Here is a 17,380-nt window from a genome sequence, read left to right on the forward strand (position 1 = left end):
ATGTCACAACGATTAAATATGCATTATAACGCTACGTTGCAGCTCTATTTGCGAATAAATTGGCGATATCATCGGTATCAGAACGTTGATATTGATGATTTTCTTACCACTCAATTTGAATTTTAATTAATCTCATTTCAACTGATTAATCAGTTAGATTTGAGTGATGAGGAAAAATTTATAGGTAAAATGATGACTGCTTTAGATAAAGATTAAACACCAACTTCCACATAAGCTGTTTCATTCCTGTTATCAGCTCATAATAACCACTTTTAATATTAAGAAAGCGTTATAAAAATAGTTAAATTGAAATGAATGTTTCAATTTATGGGTTTGTGATTGCTTAACATTATTTTAAAACCTTCATCGGGTAATGGCTTAGCGCCATGAGAGCTTAATCTATTGATCTTATGCTGTTCATTCTTCAATCTCGTATTGGCTGATAACGAGGAACTCACTGTATTAACTAGCCTTCAATGCACCTCAGATACTCTCAAAGTATTGCCTATATTTCCCTCGAATTGTTTTTAATTTACATTGTTATTTTGTGATCGAAATAACACTAAAAACCCACTTTCCTATAACATTTGTTACCTAGCGCTCAAAAATATAATTTCCAAATAATTATAAATTGAAATGAACGTTTTATTTGCTATATTTCATCATATCCTAATAGTGGATTTATAGCCTCAAGGAGCATTTACATGTTCAATATAGCACTATTTGGCGCAGGACGTATCGGACAGGTTCACGCTGTCAATATTGCCGGCCACAAAGAAACCACACTTTACTCTGTGATTGACCCATACCAACCCAATGCCCTTTCACTGGCTGAAAAATACCAAGCGAAAGTTCAATCTACAGAAGAAGCGATGAAAGATCCAAATGTTCATGGCGTCTTGATTGCTTCTGCAACAGATACTCACGCAGATTTAATAGAGCTGGCAGCAAAACATAAAAAAGTCATTTTTTGTGAGAAGCCTGTGCACTTAGATCTTGAGCGCGTAAGGCAGTGCTTAAAAAGCGTCAAAGAACATAACGTTCCACTATTTATCGGTTTTAATCGCCGTTACGACCCTCAGTTCCGTCACCTGAAAAATTTATTCGAACAAGGTGCAATTGGTAAAGCTGAATCTTTAATTATTACATCACGGGATCCATCACCACCGCCTGCGGAATACGTTAAAGTATCAGGTGGTATGTTTAGAGATATGACGATCCACGATTTTGACATGGCGCGCTTTATGATTGGTGAAGATCCATGTTCAGTTTACGCACAAGGTAGCAATGTGGTTGATCCAGCAATTGGTCAAGCCGGTGATATTGATACCGCATTTATTATTTTAAAATTCCCATCTGGTGCGATGGCAACTATTTCGAATAGTCGTCGTTCTGGATATGGCTACGATCAGCGTATCGAACTACATGGTGAAAAAGGTTTATTAACCGCAGGCAATATCAAAGAAAACAGTGTTGAGTTTTTGAGTGATGTGGGTTGTTTATCCGCTAAACCTGAGTTCTTCTTTTTACAACGTTACCATGAAGCATATAAAGCTGAGTGGAATCACTTTGTTGATATTCTTGCAGGACGCGCAGAATCTGAAACAACAGGAACTGATGGCGAGCTGGCACTTTATCTGGCAGATAAAGCATTAGAGTCATTAAAATCAGGTAAAGAAGTTCAGCTGTAAAATAAAAAATAAATCCGATTATAAAAATAAAGAACGGGAGTTACGGTTCCCGTTCTTATAAAAACTCTAAAAATATTAATAACTCTACAATGATTAAAATAAGAAGTCCGGAGGAATAATGCTGGCTTTACAATTAATGCAAAGGTATGCAGATAAATTATCTATCGTTATGCCCCTGAATAAGTCATGTTTTCATTTATACTCCAATCAGGATGTTTTATTCGTATCGTTTGGATTCATTAATAAACTAAATAGTGTAACTCTTTCAAAAAGCTATTTATCTCAGGCCTGAAATTACCTAGGTAATGATTAAAATCAGCGTGTCATAATATTTTTATTATTTAACTTAATGAAAAAATAGCCGGTACCCGTCAAATTTAAACTTACATAGTTTGCGATGTAAATATAGAAGAATAATTCAGGTTGGTTAAATCGCCGTGGTATCGATGTTATTCCAAATATCGTCGTAGTTTCACAACATGTAATTTGAATGAATCAAGAGGGCGCTTTTGGCACGACAGAGTGATCCAGATAAAAGGTAAAAATTATGTCATTAATAATGAATCTCAATGAACAGCAAAGAAAAAGACTGCATCAAATTACGCTAGTTGCCACTTTTGGTGGATTGCTTTTTGGTTACGATACTGGTGTCATTAATGGTGCTTTTTCTTCATTAAAAGAAAATATGGGGCTAACGCCAACAACTGAAGGCTTAGTCATGAGTGTTCTGTTGGTGGGAGCTGCGCTAGGTAGTATCGGTGGTGGTCGTTTTTCTGATTATCTTGGCCGTCGTACTTATTTGTTATATCTCTCATTTATTTTTCTTGCAGGTGCATTGTTATCTGCTGTCGCGCCGAATATCGAAATACTTTTAATTGCTCGATTCTTACTTGGCTTTGCTGTCGGTGGCGCTTCAGTTACTGCGCCAACCTTTATTTCTGAAGTTGCACCGACGGAAATGCGGGGTAAGTTAACAGGGCTTAATGAAGTTGCTATTGTTATTGGCCAATTAGCGGCTTTCGCCATCAATGCCATTATTGGTTATGTTTGGGGGCATTTACCCGAAGTTTGGCGCTATATGTTGTTAGTTCAAGCTGTCCCTGCGTTATGCTTATTGTTTGGGATGTTGAAAGCACCTGAAAGCCCACGTTGGTTAATGAGTAAAAACCGTCGTGAAGAAGCTCTACATATTCTAAAGCAGATCCGTCCTGAGAAAAGAGCACTTCAAGAGTATAACGATATTGTAACTCTTCTTGATGTTGAGGCTGCTGAAGGGAAAAAGAACCCTAATGCACACAAGAAAAATCTGGCATTAATTTTCCATACGCCATGGATTTTTAAATTGGTATTAATTGGTATTGTTTGGGCTGCATTACAGCAGACGACTGGTGTCAACGTCATCATGTACTACGGTACGGAGATCTTAAAAACAGCTGGCTTCTCTGACCAAACTTCATTGGTGTTAAACGTATTAAATGGCGTATTCTCAGTCGGCGGTATGTTAGTTGGGGTTATTTTCTTAGTTGACCGTTTTAAACGTAAAACCTTGATTGTGTCTGGCTTCGCATTAATGGCAACACTACATTTATTAATTGCTGCGGCAGATTATTATCTCGCTGGCGATCTGAAAGCGACATTAATTTGGTTATTAGGGGCGGTGTTCGTTGGTGTCATGCAAGGAACAATGGGCTTCTTGACCTGGGTGGTATTAGCTGAGCTGTTCCCTCTGAAAATACGCGGCCTCTCAATGGGGATCTCGGTCTTCTTTATGTGGATCATGAATGCGATCGTGAGTTATCTATTCCCACTGATGCAAGCTGAGCTTGGTTTAGGTCCAGTATTCCTGATCCTCGCCGTGATTAACTATTTAGCGATACTCTTTGTGGTGAAATTACTCCCAGAAACCTCTAATAAGTCATTGGAAGAGCTGGAAGAAGAACTTTCAACAATGTAGTCATCGATCATGTTCAATATAAATACACCGATTTATCAGTAAAGAGGTTCGTATATGATAGAGAAAATTACGGCAAGTAACCTACATTTAGGTTGCCAAGCTAGAAACAAGGCAGAAGTGCTGACGATGGTTGGTAATGAATTCAAAAATAAAGGATATGTGAATCAGGATTGTGTTCACTTTCTCAATGAAAGAGAGCAGCAGATCTCCACCTTTTTGGGCAATGGTATTACATTGCCTCATTTGCCTAAATCGGCGAATGATATCATTGTGACAAATGGTGTTGAGATATTTCAGTTTCCTGATGGCGTTATTTGGGACAGAACTAACGTGATGTTTATTGCCATTGGTGTCATTGCCAAATCAAGGGAGCATATTGAGGTATTGAGGGAAATAGCATTAATTTTCAGTGATGAATTTATTTCGAATGCACTATCACTGACCTCAAGTGAAGAGGAATTTCTCACTATTTTGCATCGTTAATAGCCAAACCCATGGGGCTTTCCTGTTCCATGGGTTCATTTCAATTTAGTATGAAACCTAGCGTATTTCATTTCATCCATTCTGTTTCATTCTATTTTTCATTTCATTTTCTTCTGTTTATCATTTGTTAGCTATTTTTTATTCCCTTATATATTAATGAATTAAGCAAAAAATTAACGCCAGATCACATAATGAAATTAATGTTTCTAGATTTATTGAAAATGAAATGAATATTCCGTATAACGTTAATATCAAATCAACACATCAGGTAGAGTCATCGGGGTTTAGCTTGCGCTACAGACGATGAGCCGAATGAAGGGAGAGTACAGAATGAAAGAAATCCGCATTGGTCTGATTGGTACCGGTTATATAGGTCGTGCTCATGCAATTGCTTATGCACAAGCACCGACAGTTTTCCCTTTAAAAGGCAAATTAATTCGGGAAATGGTGGCTGAAGTCACACCTGAATTAGCTGAAGTTCGTGCAAAAGAGATGGGGTTTAATCGTTCCACTGATGATTGGCGCAAACTTGTCGCTGACCCGAACATTGATGTTGTTGATATTTGTTCACCAAACTTCTTACACAAAGAAATGGCAATGGAAGCAATTAAACACGGTAAGCATGTTTATTGTGAAAAACCATTGGCATTAAATTCCCAAGATGCAAAAGAGATGGTTGTTGTAGCTAAAAAAGCAGGTGTAAAAACCTTAGTGGGCTTCAACTATATGAAAAACCCCACCGCTCAGTTGGCTAAAGAAATTATTGCTAACGGAGAAATTGGTGAGGTCATTCATTTCTATGGCACACATAACGAAGATTACATGGCGGATCCAAAATCGCCTATTCATTGGCACTGTTTTAAAGAAAAAGCTGGTTTAGGGGCATTAGGTGATTTGTCTGCACACATTGTCAATATGGCTCAATTCTTAGTCGGCGATATTGAAACAGTTTGCGGTGATATGGAGATCGTTATCAAAGAGCGTCCAGAAAAAATCGGTTCTTCAATCATGGTACCTGTTGAAAATGAAGATCAAGCGCATGCAATGATCCGTTTTACGGGCGGGGCAATGGGGGTGATTGAAACATCAAGAATTGCTTCCGGGCGTAAGATGGGGCTGACCTATGTGGTCACGGGGACAAAAGGAACCTTGTCTTTTACTCAAGAGCGCATGGCAGAGCTGAAATTGTATCGTCACGATGAGCCATCAAACCGCCAAGGATTTAAAACCATTTTAGTTGGGCCTGAGCATCCAGATTATGCACCATTCTGTAACGGTGCTGGGCATGGTATTGGATTCAACGACCAAAAAACAGTTGAAGTCCGCGATTTAATTGATGGTGTTGCAACAGGGCAAGATATGTGGCCTGACTTTGAAGAAGGCTGGAAAGTATCACGAATTCTTGATGCTATTGCCCGCTCTTATGAAGAGCAACGCTGGGTCAAAGTCACTGAAATTAATTAATTCTGTTGCAGTTAAGGGGTGAGTAATGGATAAGCAGAAGAAGTTCGATGTTATCTGTATGGGTCGCATTGCTGTTGACCTTTACGGACAGCAGATAGGTTCATGTTTAGAAGATATGAGCAGTTTTGCAAAGTACCTTGGCGGTTCTTCTGGGAACGTTGCATATGGTACAGCGATACAAGGTTTAAAATCATCTATGTTAGCGCGTGTTGGCGATGAGCACATGGGACGCTTTATTCGTGAAGAATTGCAGCGTATAGGTTGCGATACTAGCCATTTGATTACTGACAAAGAAAGACTGACCGCCTTGGTGATCCTCGGGATCAAAGATAAAGATACTTTTCCATTAATTTTCTATCGTGATAATTGTGCAGATATGGCAATCACTTCAACTGATTTTAGCGAAGAGTACATTGCTTCAGCACGTTGTTTGGCGATTACAGGAACACATTTATCTCACCCTAAAACGCGTGCAGCAGTTTTAACCGCATTAGAATATGCCAAACGTAATGGTGTTAAAACCGCTATCGATATTGATTATCGTCCTGTTCTTTGGGGACTGACCTCACTTGGTGATGGGGAAACGCGCTTTATTGAATCAGATAAAGTCACTAAAGAACTACAGGAAGTATTGTCACTATTTGACTTGATTGTGGGCACAGAAGAAGAATTTCACATTGCAGGCGGATCGACAGACACAATCCAAGCATTGAAAAATATTCGCCAATTAACAGATGCAGAATTGGTCTGTAAACGTGGGTCATTTGGTTGTTCGGTATTTACAGGAGCAATCCCAGAAACCCTAGACGAAGGCATAACTGTTAAAGGTGTGCGCGTTGAAGTACTGAATGTACTTGGTGCTGGTGACGCATTTATGTCAGGTTTATTGCGTGGTTATCTCAATGGTGAAGGTTGGGAAAAAGCGGCAGCTTATGCAAATGCTTGTGGAGCTCTGGTTGTTTCACGCCATGGTTGTTCCCCAGCAATGCCAAGTAAAATAGAATTAGACAATTACCTTGAACGTGCCACCGCAGTACCTCGTCCTGATTTAGATCCAATGTTGAATCATTTACACCGTGTTACGACGCGTGGAACACAGTGGGAAGAGCTGTGTGTGATGGCTTTCGACCACCGAATTCAGTTTGTGGATATGGCTCGGGCTGCTGATGTAGATATTTCATGTATTCCTTATCTGAAAAAACTGATTTTCCGTGCTAGCCGTGAAGTTGCTGAAGAAGCAGGGTTGCAAGGAAAAGCAGGTTTACTTTGTGACAGCACCTTTGGCCAAGATGTTTTGAATGATGTGACAGGGCGTGGCTGGTGGATTGCTCGCCCAATAGAGCTGCCAGCATCTCGGCCGTTATGTTTAGAGCATGGCAATATCGGCTCTCAATTGGTCAGTTGGCCAAAAGAGCATATTGTGAAGTGCTTAGTTTTCTTCCATCCAGAGGATAGCCATCCACTGCGCCTTGAACAGGAAAAAACAGTTCAAGAAGTGTATAGCGCTTGTTGCCAGTCGGGGCATGAATTACTGCTTGAGGTGATACTACCTGCTGATATGGAACGCAATGATGAGCTTTATTTACGCGCAATCCAACGATTCTATAACTTAGGTATCAAGCCTGATTGGTGGAAGCTACCACCATTACAATCCGAAAATTGGGATGAAGTGCAGTCATTGATTCAAAAACGCGACCCTTATTGCCGTGGTGTTGTGTTATTAGGTCTTGATGCGCCACAAGCTGAACTTCAAGCAGGTTTCAATGCCGCTGCGGGCAAATCTATCGTGAAAGGGTTCGCAGTAGGTCGCACATTGTTTGGTAAACCTTCAATCGCGTGGATGAAAGGCGAACTGGATGATGATGTGTTAGTCCAAACCATTAAAGCGAATTACCACAACCTGATCGCCTTATGGCGTCAGCGTAAATAATATTACTCTTACCTTATACACAGGAGCTTCATCATGGCAATTCAACTTGGTATCAACCCTTTGACATGGACCAATGATGATTTACCAACTCTAGGGGCGGAAACGCCGCTGGAAACCTGTCTGACTGAAGGCCGTCAGGCAGGATTCGTCGGTTTTGAACTAGGTAACAAATTTCCACGTAAAGCAGAGATTTTAGGCCCAATTTTAGAGAAGCATGATCTTAAATTGGTTTCAGGTTGGTATTCCGGTGAATTGCTGACTCGTAGCGTAGAAGAAGAAATTGAAGCCGTACAAGATCACTTAGCGTTGTTGCGTGACTTGGGCGCGAAAGTGCTGGTGTTTGCTGAAGTGACCAACTGTATTCATGGTGATCAAGACAAACCCGTACATTTGCGTCCATTATTCCCAGCAGAACAATGGGAAGAGTATGGTAAAAAGCTGACTGAGTTCGCTAAATACACTTTGTCTCAAGGTGTGCAAATTGCTTATCACCATCACATGGGAACAGTAATTGAATCAGCTGAAGATGTTGATAATCTGATGAAATACACAGGTGATGAAGTGGGTTTACTGCTTGATACAGGTCATTTAACATTTGCAGGTGCGGATCCGGTTGAAGTGGCTAAACGTTGGGCAAAACGCATTAACCATGTTCACTGCAAAGATATTCGTGCGGATGTGCTTAAAGATGTTAAAAATCGTAAAATCAGCTTCTTGAATGCAGTATTAGCGGGTGTGTTTACTGTACCGGGCGATGGCTGTGTTGACTACCCAGCGGTCTTTAAAGTATTGAAAAATAGTCAATATGAAAATGGTTGGCTGGTGGTTGAAGCAGAACAGGATCCTGCAGTCGCTAACCCTTTGACTTATGCTACATTGGGTTATAACAATCTGCATAAATTTGCGAAAGATGCGGGTCTTATTTAAGACATAAATAAAGATATATATATTCGTCATACTTCAATTTGCATGGTTGTTGAGTACATTCAGCTAGCCGAGTCATATAGGTTATCGATGCTCCCCGCCTATCTGCACTTGTCGCCTACCTGCAAATAGAATTATTTAGAGTATAAAAAATAATTTGAGTTGCAGGTAGGTGATAAAAGAAGCTTCCTCAATAAAGAGAGAGTCTTTTGGGTTACTAAACCAATACAATCCCTGCAACTTAAAGTATTCCTTTTAGCGGTCGAGGTAAGCAATATGTCTAAACTACTGTCGAAGTATCATTCTCCTGATGAGCATCAGCGTACTCAGCATATTACGCCTGAATCTGCTCATTGGGGATATGTCCATTTTGATGCATATGAACTAAAACAAGGCGAGTCAATTTCCTTGCCTGCATCTGAAAATGAAGTGTGTCTGGTACTGGTTGCAGGTAAAGCGACAGTGAAAACACCTGGGCACACATTTAAAAATATCGGGGATCGCATGGATCCTTTCGAGCGCAAAAAACCTTATGCAGTTTATGTCACAGCACAAGAATCTGTCGAGGTGACTGCGGAAACAGCGCTAGAATTAGCAGTTTGCCAAGCCAAAGGTAAAGGTACATATCCAACACGTTTAATTGGGCCAGACGACATTGGTGCGGAGCAACGTGGATATGGCAACAATAAGCGTTATGTTCATAATATTCTGCCTGATAATAAGTCCGCAGATAGTTTATTGGTTGTTGAAGTCTATACAGATGAAGGGTGCACGAGTTCTTATCCGAGCCATAAACATGATGTTGATAATGAGCCAGAAGAAACCTATCTGGAAGAGACCTATTATCATCGTTTAAACCCATCACAGGGTTTTTGTATGCAACGAGTTTATACTGATGATCGTGAATTAGATGAGTCCATGGCCGTGTATAACAAAGACGTAGTCATGGTGCCAAAAGGGTATCACCCAATGGCAACAATAGCAGGCTACGATAGCTATTACCTCAATGTGATGGCTGGACCAACACGTAAGTGGTTATTTACGTGGGAAAAAGATCATAACTGGATTAATAGTGAAGAGTATGCAGCGAAGCACCGTGATAAAAAATAATTCTTAGCCACTCTTCAAACTAAAATCAAATCTGTTGTCTATTTTTGCCAGTAATTTTTTACTGGCTTTTTTTATTATTATATTAATAGCTATAACTAGCTTTATGTGGAAAATTCCAGCAATGCCAATGTTGCAAGATGTTCTGTAATTAAAATCACATTATTAATATATTAACCTACCTGAGTGTTTTGTTTGTGTTAATTTTATGTAAATGAAAAGGTTGATCATGAGGTTAAAATGAAACGCAAAACTGGTTTTTTCTTTGATGAGCATTGTTTCTGGCATAGTACAGGCCTGCATGCCACAACATTGCCTGTTGGCGGTTGGGTCCAACCTCCAGCAGGAGCTGCACATGCAGAATCGCCAGAAACTAAAAGACGATTAAAAAACCTTATGGATGTCTCTGGGTTAAGCCGTTCATTAGTTTTATCTTCAGCTGAACCCGTTAGTGAGGAAATCCTCCTAAAAATACATCCACAAGAGTATTTAACTCGCTTTAAACATCTGAGTGATAATGGCGGGGGGCTGCTTGGTAAAGAAGCGCCTCTTGGCCCAGGAAGCTATGAAATCGCTAAATTATCGGTAGGATTAGCCTGTGCAGCGGTGGAAGCAGTGCTTCAAGGTGAGTTAGATAATGCTTACAGCCTTTCTCGTCCACCCGGACATCATTGCTTACCTGATGAATCTATGGGATTTTGTTTTCTTGCCAACATACCATTAGCTATCGAACGAGCCAAAGAGCGATTCAATTTAAAACGCGTCGCTGTTATTGACTGGGATGTACATCATGGAAATGGAACTCAACATATTTTCTGGGATCGTTCAGATGTTTTGACGATTTCGCTACACCAAGATGGTTGTTTTCCTGCGGGTTATGGCGGTGAAGATGATATTGGTGGAGGGGAAGGAACAGGCTATAACTTGAATATACCGTTACTCGCAGGGGCTGGGCATAATAGTTATATTCATGCGATGAAACAGATAGTTATCCCAGCGTTAGAGCGTTTTAAGCCTGATTTAATTATTGTAGCAAGTGGTTATGATGCAAATGCACTAGATCCTTTAGCAAGAATGCAGCTTCATAGCGAAAGTTTTCGTGAAATGACGCAGCTTGTATTGAAGGCTGCGGATAAGCTTTGTGATGGTAAGTTAGTGCTTGTTCATGAAGGTGGCTATTCTGAAGCCTATGTACCTTTTTGTGGGCTGGTCGTTATTGAAGAAATGAGTGGTGTTCGCACAAAAGTCACTGATCCATTATTGGATTTTATAGGTTTACAGCAACCAAGAGCTGAGTTTGAATTATTTCAGCTACAAATGTTGGATAAACTAAAAGTAAAATTTGGTTTGTAATAGCTGATATTGAGAGATCCGCCCCTAAGAATAAGGGGCGGACCTCGATTATCAATAAGCAGCCGTAAATTGCTGGCGAATAAATTGTGGTGTTTCAACTTCGTCAAGGATCGCAACAGCAAGGTCTTGGACTGAAATTTTTGCAGGAATATTGCCATTCATCAATAATTGGTTCCCCCCAAGCCTAAACGTTTCTGTACGTACACCAGATTCTAAAACAGCAGCTGGGGAAACAAATGTCCAATTTAATTCTGGCATGTTTTGCAGTATTTGTTTTAATTCCCTAACAGCTTGCGCACCCGGCTTGATAGCCGCTGGAAAATCAGGTGAATCAATTAGGTCAACGCCTGGTGCAATCTCAAGGCTTCCAGCACCACCGACGACGACAAAGCGCTTGATGCCTGACTGCTTAATCGCTTGTAAAATAGCGTTGTTGCCCGCGACCGTGTCTTTATATAAATTCGGGTTTTTCCAGCCGCCATTAAATGCACTGATTACGACATCTTGCCCTTTAAGCCGAGAAGTTAACCAAGAAACATCTAAAATATCCCCCACAGCTGTTATCAAATGGGCATGTTGAGGAATTTGATTACTGTGGCGAGAAATAGCCGTAACTTGATGATGGCGAAGTAGCGCTTCTTCGACCAATACTTTGCCTACAAAACCAGTTGCACCAATAATGGATATTTTCATATTTTGCCCCGCAAGTTATTGATAATAATAAACTATAGTTTGAATCTATCGCGTTCATTGAATCAGGTTTTCTACGTAGCTCTCTTCAAGTATATCTCAACACTGATGAATTTGGTGTATCCCATTCGCACTTTACCATTAGTTACGCTCGGCCTCGTAATTTATGGTTTTATTTCAGTAATGCGAGTTTGCGAACTTTGGCTGTCTACTCAAAATATATTTTTAGTATTGGCATGATGTTTGGTTAATGCCATCAAATGATATGAGAGTGAGTAGGGTAAAGCAGACAAGAATATCGTGGAAGAGAAAGACGTCAGCCCTGATGTAACAGGGCCAATTAACCGCTATTTGGCATTTCTAAATAGACGCAAAATAATACTGGTAATGATAGCAATCGCACCACCCAATGCAGTTTCTAATACTCTATCAAATAGCAGCATATAGGCAGGATGTCGCCAATAAATGACTTGTTCAAGCACGGAGAGAATAAAGCTGGTCGTGATAAATGTCGTAAAGGTATAACCATGATGAAAACTCATTGGTATAAGAAAAGCAAAAATGACGATAGAGGCAAGGCCAATATAAGGCATCATCGGGGTATTAAATAAAAAGTAAAGAAAAAGAACGGCGATTAAGCTTCCAACAACTCGTTGTATAGTTATACGAATAATACTTTGGGACTTAGGGTGTAAAATAAATACGAAGGTGATGAGTGTCCAATAAAAATGGCCAAAATTAAGTAGGTGAGGAATCCCCAAGGCGAGCAATAATCCAGTAGCATAAGTCATGGAACGGGGAATTATATTCTTTTGTAGAGTAAATAAATTTTGCTCGACTAAACTGCCGGAAATAATGTTATGGCGATGCATTTTTTTACTTAAGATATAACAGACCATTAAGGTAACACTGCTACCAATCAAGAACCCGAAAGCAAGGCTTTTTGAGATATCAGGTAAAATAGTTCCAATGGTTGACATGACAATCATAAATTTCATTGTCAGGTCCATCACAGGGTCTGTACCGTAGAGTTGATAATAAATAAAAGAGAAAACGGCAAGATAAATATAAAAACTTGTGCCTAGACGTAAAGTATCACCGATAAAAACGGCAACCATGATCATAGCAAGCCAAAAAGCAGTATAAATATAATTTTTATACTCTTTTGCTGCGTTGAATAAGTTAAATGCATATAAGGTTGAAAATGCTGCCCACATCGACGCTTGCACATCCATAATGATGAAAGCGGTGGCTGCGCAAAGTAACATACAGCCACTAAACATGAGACCGTCATTAATTGCTGGTATTTTTCTCATAAAAAGACGCTCATAATTACAGTGTAACTTATTATTAATTAAAGTGAATTTATACTATCATAAATATGTACTGTGAGTCTTTCATCAATCAATGTGATTGAAAATAGAGATAAAATTATCCTGTGCGGCATAAAACTGCCCATCGGTTTTTTTTACTAGACAAAAAATGCATAATAATCTTAAGAGCATGTCGTCAGAATTAAAAGAAGGAATAAATAATGCACGTGAATCCCCATGACTTTGTCTGGATCAATAGCCTTGATGATTTACCCGTGGAATCACTACCTGCATGGGCAATCTCTCAATGGAATACTCAATTACCCTTGGTGGTTCGTCGAGAAGTAACAGCTGAAAATAAATTATCAGTGAGCATCAGAGGGATAAAACCAGCTCAGCGTTTTGTGACTCAAATTGATAAATCTGCAATTACACATATTATGAATGTTGAGTCATTGGTAGCTAATTCACGTGAACTACAGCGCTCTATGTTTATTGCTTTGCCTCCTGTTCAGGTTTTATTGTTATTATCTCAACATAATTGGCCGTGGGCGTGGGGTGTGACAGGTAGTTGTGCTTATACTCTGGCGACTGATATACAAAGTATGCTTTCTGGTTGTGATCTTGATATTTTGATCCGCTGTCCTACCCGCCATGAAAAAGAAGATTTTGCTGACTTTGCCATTAAAGCCAATACGCCGTTATGTCATATTGATATTCATGTTGAAACGCCTAAAGGCGGTTTTTCTTTAGCTGAGTGGTTTAAAAACGAGCAAGTCACTTTGCATACTCCACAAGGTGATGTGATGACTGCTGATCCATGGGATGAAAATCTCTAATTGATGGAGGTTTAGGCGGTCAGTGCTGTTAATCTAAGCGAATTGTTCAAATATTAATTTTGATGCTCGTGCAGATGATTTTTTTATCAACATATCATGTTCAAAAGTTGGCCCGCATACGGGCCCTTTTAATTAATGGTTAATGGTTGGCTCTTTTAGACCATCTTGTTGCCATTCTCGCATTGCAGGTAAAGCGAGCATCCGGTCAACCCATTGCTGAGCGGCATTACTCACTGGTAATTGATAACTGCGAATTCGAAATGCAACAGGCGCATAGAAGGCATCAACAGCACTAAATTTATCCCCTGCTAACCATGGCCCACCAAATGTCGTAAAGCCTTCTTGCCATAATTGTTGAAGACGATTGAGGTCTGCTTGTAGTTCACGTGAGAGGGATCCTAGCGGCGCCTGCCTTGCACCATTCATTGGGCATTCTCTGCGCAGAGCGGTGAATCCAGAGTGCATTTCAGCACTAGCACTACGTGCCCATGCACGAGCTGCTCGATCTGATGGCCATGCTTGTGGATGGTCTTCAAACACATATTCACAGATAGCTAATGAATCCCAAACGGTTTGTTTTCCATCCACGAGACAAGGAACTAACCCAGTTGGGGAAAAGCTTTTAAACTTCTCATGACTACTTTTACCATTTTCAAAATAACAAAGATTTTCTTCAAAAGGGATATCGAGTACTTTGAGTAAAATCCAAGGACGTAAAGACCATGAAGAGTAATTTTTATTGGCTATCCAAAGTTTGTACATAGTGTGCCCTTTCTGTCTGTAGTGAAGAATTTATGGTCGAAATACGTTATGAGCATACCAATTTAAAGCTATTTTTTTGGTCTACAAATGATTTATTAGAAATAAATGAAAATTGGTCTATATTTTCTAATTATAACTTATAGCTAAAATGATGATTCTAATATTACTAATAAAATAAATAATACGGTTATTTACAAAAAACAGGGATAACTTTATTTATATTGAATATTTTCAGATAGACAAATAATAATTAATTAAAAAAATCTATTATGTTGATAGTATTTGAATATCTTAAACAAATTATTTGTTTAAGATAGGGATAGGAATAAATGTCGAATCCCCTTATGATCACCTCAGGTTACTAAAACAAACGATTACCTGTTATTTATAAGGTTACTTATTATGCAATGGAAAAATAGTGCCACACGTTATGGGCATATATCGCTGCTCATACATTGGTTGGTTGCAATTGTCGTATATGGAATGTTCGCATTAGGTTTATGGATGGTTTCTCTTGGTTATTATGATAGTTGGTATCATCAAGCTCCTGAGATCCACAAGAGTATAGGAATTTTATTATTTATTGTTATGGCATTTCGTGTTGTTTGGCGTTTTATTTCTCCTTCGCCTAAACCTCTCGAAAGTTATAGTCGCGTTACCAAAATTAGTTCGGCAGTTGCACAGATTTTGATTTACGTAATCTTATTTAGCATTTTGATTAGCGGATATCTAATCTCGACTGCGGATGGGCAACCAATTAGTGTCTTTGATTGGTTTGAAGTACCGGCTTTATTTACTGGTGCAGCAACACAGGCGGATACTGCGGGTGAAATTCATCTATATCTTGCTTGGGCCGTTGTTTTGTTATCAGTTTTGCATGCCTTTGCGGCATTTAAACATCACTTTTTTGATGGTGATATTACTTTAAAAAGAATGTTGGGTTTTAATCCCGATAAATAAACGTGGAGATAGATATGTTTAAGAAAACGGTTCTTGGTCTGACTACAGGTGCATTATTTTTAACAGCAGGTTCAGCATTAGCAGCAACCTACCAATTTGATAAGCAAGGTCAGCACGCATTTATCGAATTCCGTATCCAACATTTAGGTTATAGCTGGGTCTACGGTAGCTTTAAAGATTTTGATGGTAGCTTTACTTATGATGAAAAAGATCCAGCAAAAGATAAAGTTGAAGTAACGATTAAAACGGGTAGCATCGACACCAACCATGCTGAGCGTGATAAGCATATTCGTGGTGGCGACTTCTTAAATGCTGCAAAATTCCCAGAAGCAAAATTTGTTTCAACCGCGGTTAAAAAAGAAGGCGAAACCTATAAAATTACAGGTGACTTCACTCTAAATGGTGTGACTAAACCAATCACTTTAGATGCTAAATTAATGGGCGAAGGTAAAGATCCTTGGGGTGGTTACCGTGCTGGTTTTGAAGCGCAAGGTAATATCAAACTAAAAGACTTCAATATCAAATCTGATCTTGGTCCAAAATCACAAGAAGCTGAATTGTTAATCTCTGTTGAAGGCGTACAAAATAAATAATTGGCCTTTTTGTCAAAAAATAACCTCGGTTCACTTCTGCACCGGGGTTTTTTTATTTTTAATCTTCAAGTTCTTTCCTTTTATCCTATAGCTTGCTGACTTCATAACAGGGTAGAATACATTAAAAATCAAATGGCTTTATATATTCTGTCTATTAAAGACAAGCCAATTGATAGTATTAATTTTTTATATCCAAAATAATTTGAGTTTAATGAAGGCAGTAAGTAACGCTATTTAGGTGAAAAAAACTAACTACATCGATAACTATGTAGTTTAGGGGCTAGCGTAACCGCCAACATACATCTTGGGTTATGAAAGGTATATCTTTTATAGGTGGGGGCGATCCTTGAAGACAAATAGTTCACGCAAAACAGCAGTTGTTGTTGTCATTATTTTTATTGCATTTGCATTTGGTTTTTATTGGCTGGGTAAAGATGATAATACATTATCAACACAAACAGATGCTGGAATTCCATCAACCTCTTTAACGATGCCATTAGGTGTTGATCAAACAGAGGTTATGGCTGAATTAGAAAAGCAAATGCCTGTTATTGCCACGATTAAAAAGCTAAGTCCTCAAACCTATGCAAACATTGAGCAAAGTGCTCGTGATTATGATCCATCGAATGAACAATTGACTCGGCAGGTCTTTGATCAAGTTGTCGGCTCGGTGATGAGCTTAGTCATTGAACGTATTTCTTATGCTTCAGATGAATCTGTTATTAATTTTACTAGCAAGATAAATGATTATTTAAACGTTTTGCTAGAAGTTGATCCTACTGGCCAAACTTGTTTTTATTCGCTATTTCCTTATTTACGTGAATCAGCTGTAATTATTCCACCACAAAAGAGTCAAGCAGTACAACTCAAGCAATTGGCTGCAACGAATGTGCTACTCATTTCGAGTGAAGCAAATATAAAGCAACCTATGTTATCTAGTACAGAGCAAATCGCTATTCTGACGAGTCTCCAACAAAAATTGGTAGAAAAGTATGGTAGCCAATCTTCGATTCTGGGTAATTTAGAGCAAGCAAAACTTCAGCCTGCGGTAACTTGCAAAATAACGATAAGTTTCTACGATGACATCCTTGCGATGCCAGATAATAAGCAAAAAGCAGCTTTCTTAAGAACCTTATTTTCTGCAGCAAACCAATAATTATTAACGCAATGCTTGATTAAGGAATTGATGAGGCATTGTTAAAAAACATCCGTTTTTCGCCTTAAATATTGGTATACAAAGTTGAATTATTGAGTATTTATACTCGCCATACCTCAGGTTTCCAACTGATAAACGATGCTGCCTGTATTCTTATCTAG

General features: G+C 39.1%; 15 protein-coding genes. 12 read left to right on the forward strand and 3 right to left on the reverse strand.

The features are described 5' to 3' along the window. Positions 1 to 704 precede the first annotated feature (704 nt). From iolG to OOA_RS01275, 8 genes are all read left to right on the forward strand, one after another. Positions 705 to 1,691, forward strand: a complete 987-nt coding sequence (gene iolG, locus OOA_RS01240; RefSeq protein WP_008910297.1) for an inositol 2-dehydrogenase — start codon at positions 705 to 707, stop codon at positions 1,689 to 1,691. A 547-nt stretch (positions 1,692 to 2,238) separates the two neighbouring features. Continuing rightward, positions 2,239 to 3,645 (forward strand): sugar porter family MFS transporter, encoded by a 1,407-nt coding sequence (locus OOA_RS01245; RefSeq protein WP_008910298.1) that lies wholly within the window; start codon positions 2,239 to 2,241, stop codon positions 3,643 to 3,645. Between the two features lie 54 nt (positions 3,646 to 3,699). Then, positions 3,700 to 4,128: a PTS mannitol transporter subunit IIA gene (locus OOA_RS01250; RefSeq protein ID WP_008910299.1), complete on the forward strand. Its 429-nt coding sequence runs from the start codon at positions 3,700 to 3,702 to the stop codon at positions 4,126 to 4,128. 330 nt (positions 4,129 to 4,458) lie between these two features. Further along, positions 4,459 to 5,592, forward strand: coding sequence for a Gfo/Idh/MocA family protein (locus OOA_RS01255; RefSeq protein ID WP_008910300.1), 1,134 nt, complete (start codon positions 4,459 to 4,461; stop codon positions 5,590 to 5,592). Positions 5,593 to 5,617: 25 nt separating this feature from the next. Beyond that, a complete protein-coding gene (locus tag OOA_RS01260) occupies positions 5,618 to 7,522 on the forward strand; it encodes a bifunctional 5-dehydro-2-deoxygluconokinase/5-dehydro-2-deoxyphosphogluconate aldolase (protein WP_008910301.1) in 1,905 nt (634 codons plus the stop codon). Between the two features lie 33 nt (positions 7,523 to 7,555). After that, positions 7,556 to 8,449 (forward strand): myo-inosose-2 dehydratase, encoded by an 894-nt coding sequence (iolE, locus tag OOA_RS01265; RefSeq protein ID WP_008910302.1) that lies wholly within the window; start codon positions 7,556 to 7,558, stop codon positions 8,447 to 8,449. 273 nt (positions 8,450 to 8,722) lie between these two features. Further along, complete coding sequence (gene iolB / locus OOA_RS01270) at positions 8,723 to 9,556, forward strand: 5-deoxy-glucuronate isomerase (RefSeq protein WP_008910303.1); 834 nt, start codon at positions 8,723 to 8,725, stop codon at positions 9,554 to 9,556. Between the two features lie 237 nt (positions 9,557 to 9,793). Further along, on the forward strand, positions 9,794 to 10,906 hold the full coding sequence (locus OOA_RS01275; protein ID WP_008910304.1) for a class II histone deacetylase: 1,113 nt from the start codon (positions 9,794 to 9,796) through the stop codon (positions 10,904 to 10,906). Between the two features lie 51 nt (positions 10,907 to 10,957). On the opposite strand, the gene OOA_RS01280 is transcribed toward OOA_RS01275, so the two are convergent. Both OOA_RS01280 and OOA_RS01285 read right to left on the reverse strand, forming a co-directional pair. Next, a complete protein-coding gene (locus tag OOA_RS01280; protein ID WP_008910305.1) occupies positions 10,958 to 11,599 on the reverse strand; it encodes an NAD(P)-dependent oxidoreductase in 642 nt (213 codons plus the stop codon). 344 nt (positions 11,600 to 11,943) lie between these two features. Then, entirely contained in the window at positions 11,944 to 12,912 is a 969-nt protein-coding gene (locus tag OOA_RS01285; protein WP_008910306.1) for an FUSC family protein, read from the reverse strand. 218 nt (positions 12,913 to 13,130) lie between these two features. On the opposite strand from OOA_RS01285, the gene OOA_RS01290 reads away from it, so the two are divergent. Further along, positions 13,131 to 13,748: a malonate decarboxylase holo-ACP synthase gene (locus tag OOA_RS01290; protein WP_008910307.1), complete on the forward strand. Its 618-nt coding sequence runs from the start codon at positions 13,131 to 13,133 to the stop codon at positions 13,746 to 13,748. A 132-nt stretch (positions 13,749 to 13,880) separates the two neighbouring features. Here the strand turns inward: OOA_RS01290 and OOA_RS01295 are convergent, their stop codons facing one another. Next, positions 13,881 to 14,510 carry a glutathione S-transferase family protein gene (locus tag OOA_RS01295; RefSeq protein WP_008910308.1) on the reverse strand — a complete coding sequence of 210 codons (630 nt, stop codon included), beginning with the start codon at positions 14,508 to 14,510 and terminating at the stop codon, positions 13,881 to 13,883. A 402-nt stretch (positions 14,511 to 14,912) separates the two neighbouring features. On the opposite strand from OOA_RS01295, the gene OOA_RS01300 reads away from it, so the two are divergent. The 3 genes from OOA_RS01300 (at position 14,913) to OOA_RS01310 (ending at position 17,219) form a co-directional block, all read left to right on the forward strand. Continuing rightward, positions 14,913 to 15,470, forward strand: coding sequence for a cytochrome b (locus OOA_RS01300; protein WP_008910309.1), 558 nt, complete (start codon positions 14,913 to 14,915; stop codon positions 15,468 to 15,470). A 14-nt stretch (positions 15,471 to 15,484) separates the two neighbouring features. Beyond that, positions 15,485 to 16,063 (forward strand): YceI family protein, encoded by a 579-nt coding sequence (locus OOA_RS01305; protein ID WP_008910310.1) that lies wholly within the window; start codon positions 15,485 to 15,487, stop codon positions 16,061 to 16,063. A 346-nt stretch (positions 16,064 to 16,409) separates the two neighbouring features. Further along, positions 16,410 to 17,219: a hypothetical protein gene (locus OOA_RS01310; RefSeq protein WP_008910311.1), complete on the forward strand. Its 810-nt coding sequence runs from the start codon at positions 16,410 to 16,412 to the stop codon at positions 17,217 to 17,219. Positions 17,220 to 17,380 lie beyond the last annotated feature (161 nt).

This window comes from Providencia burhodogranariea DSM 19968, assembly GCF_000314855.2.
In the GTDB taxonomy this organism is placed as follows: Bacteria; Pseudomonadota; Gammaproteobacteria; order Enterobacterales; family Enterobacteriaceae; genus Providencia; species Providencia burhodogranariea.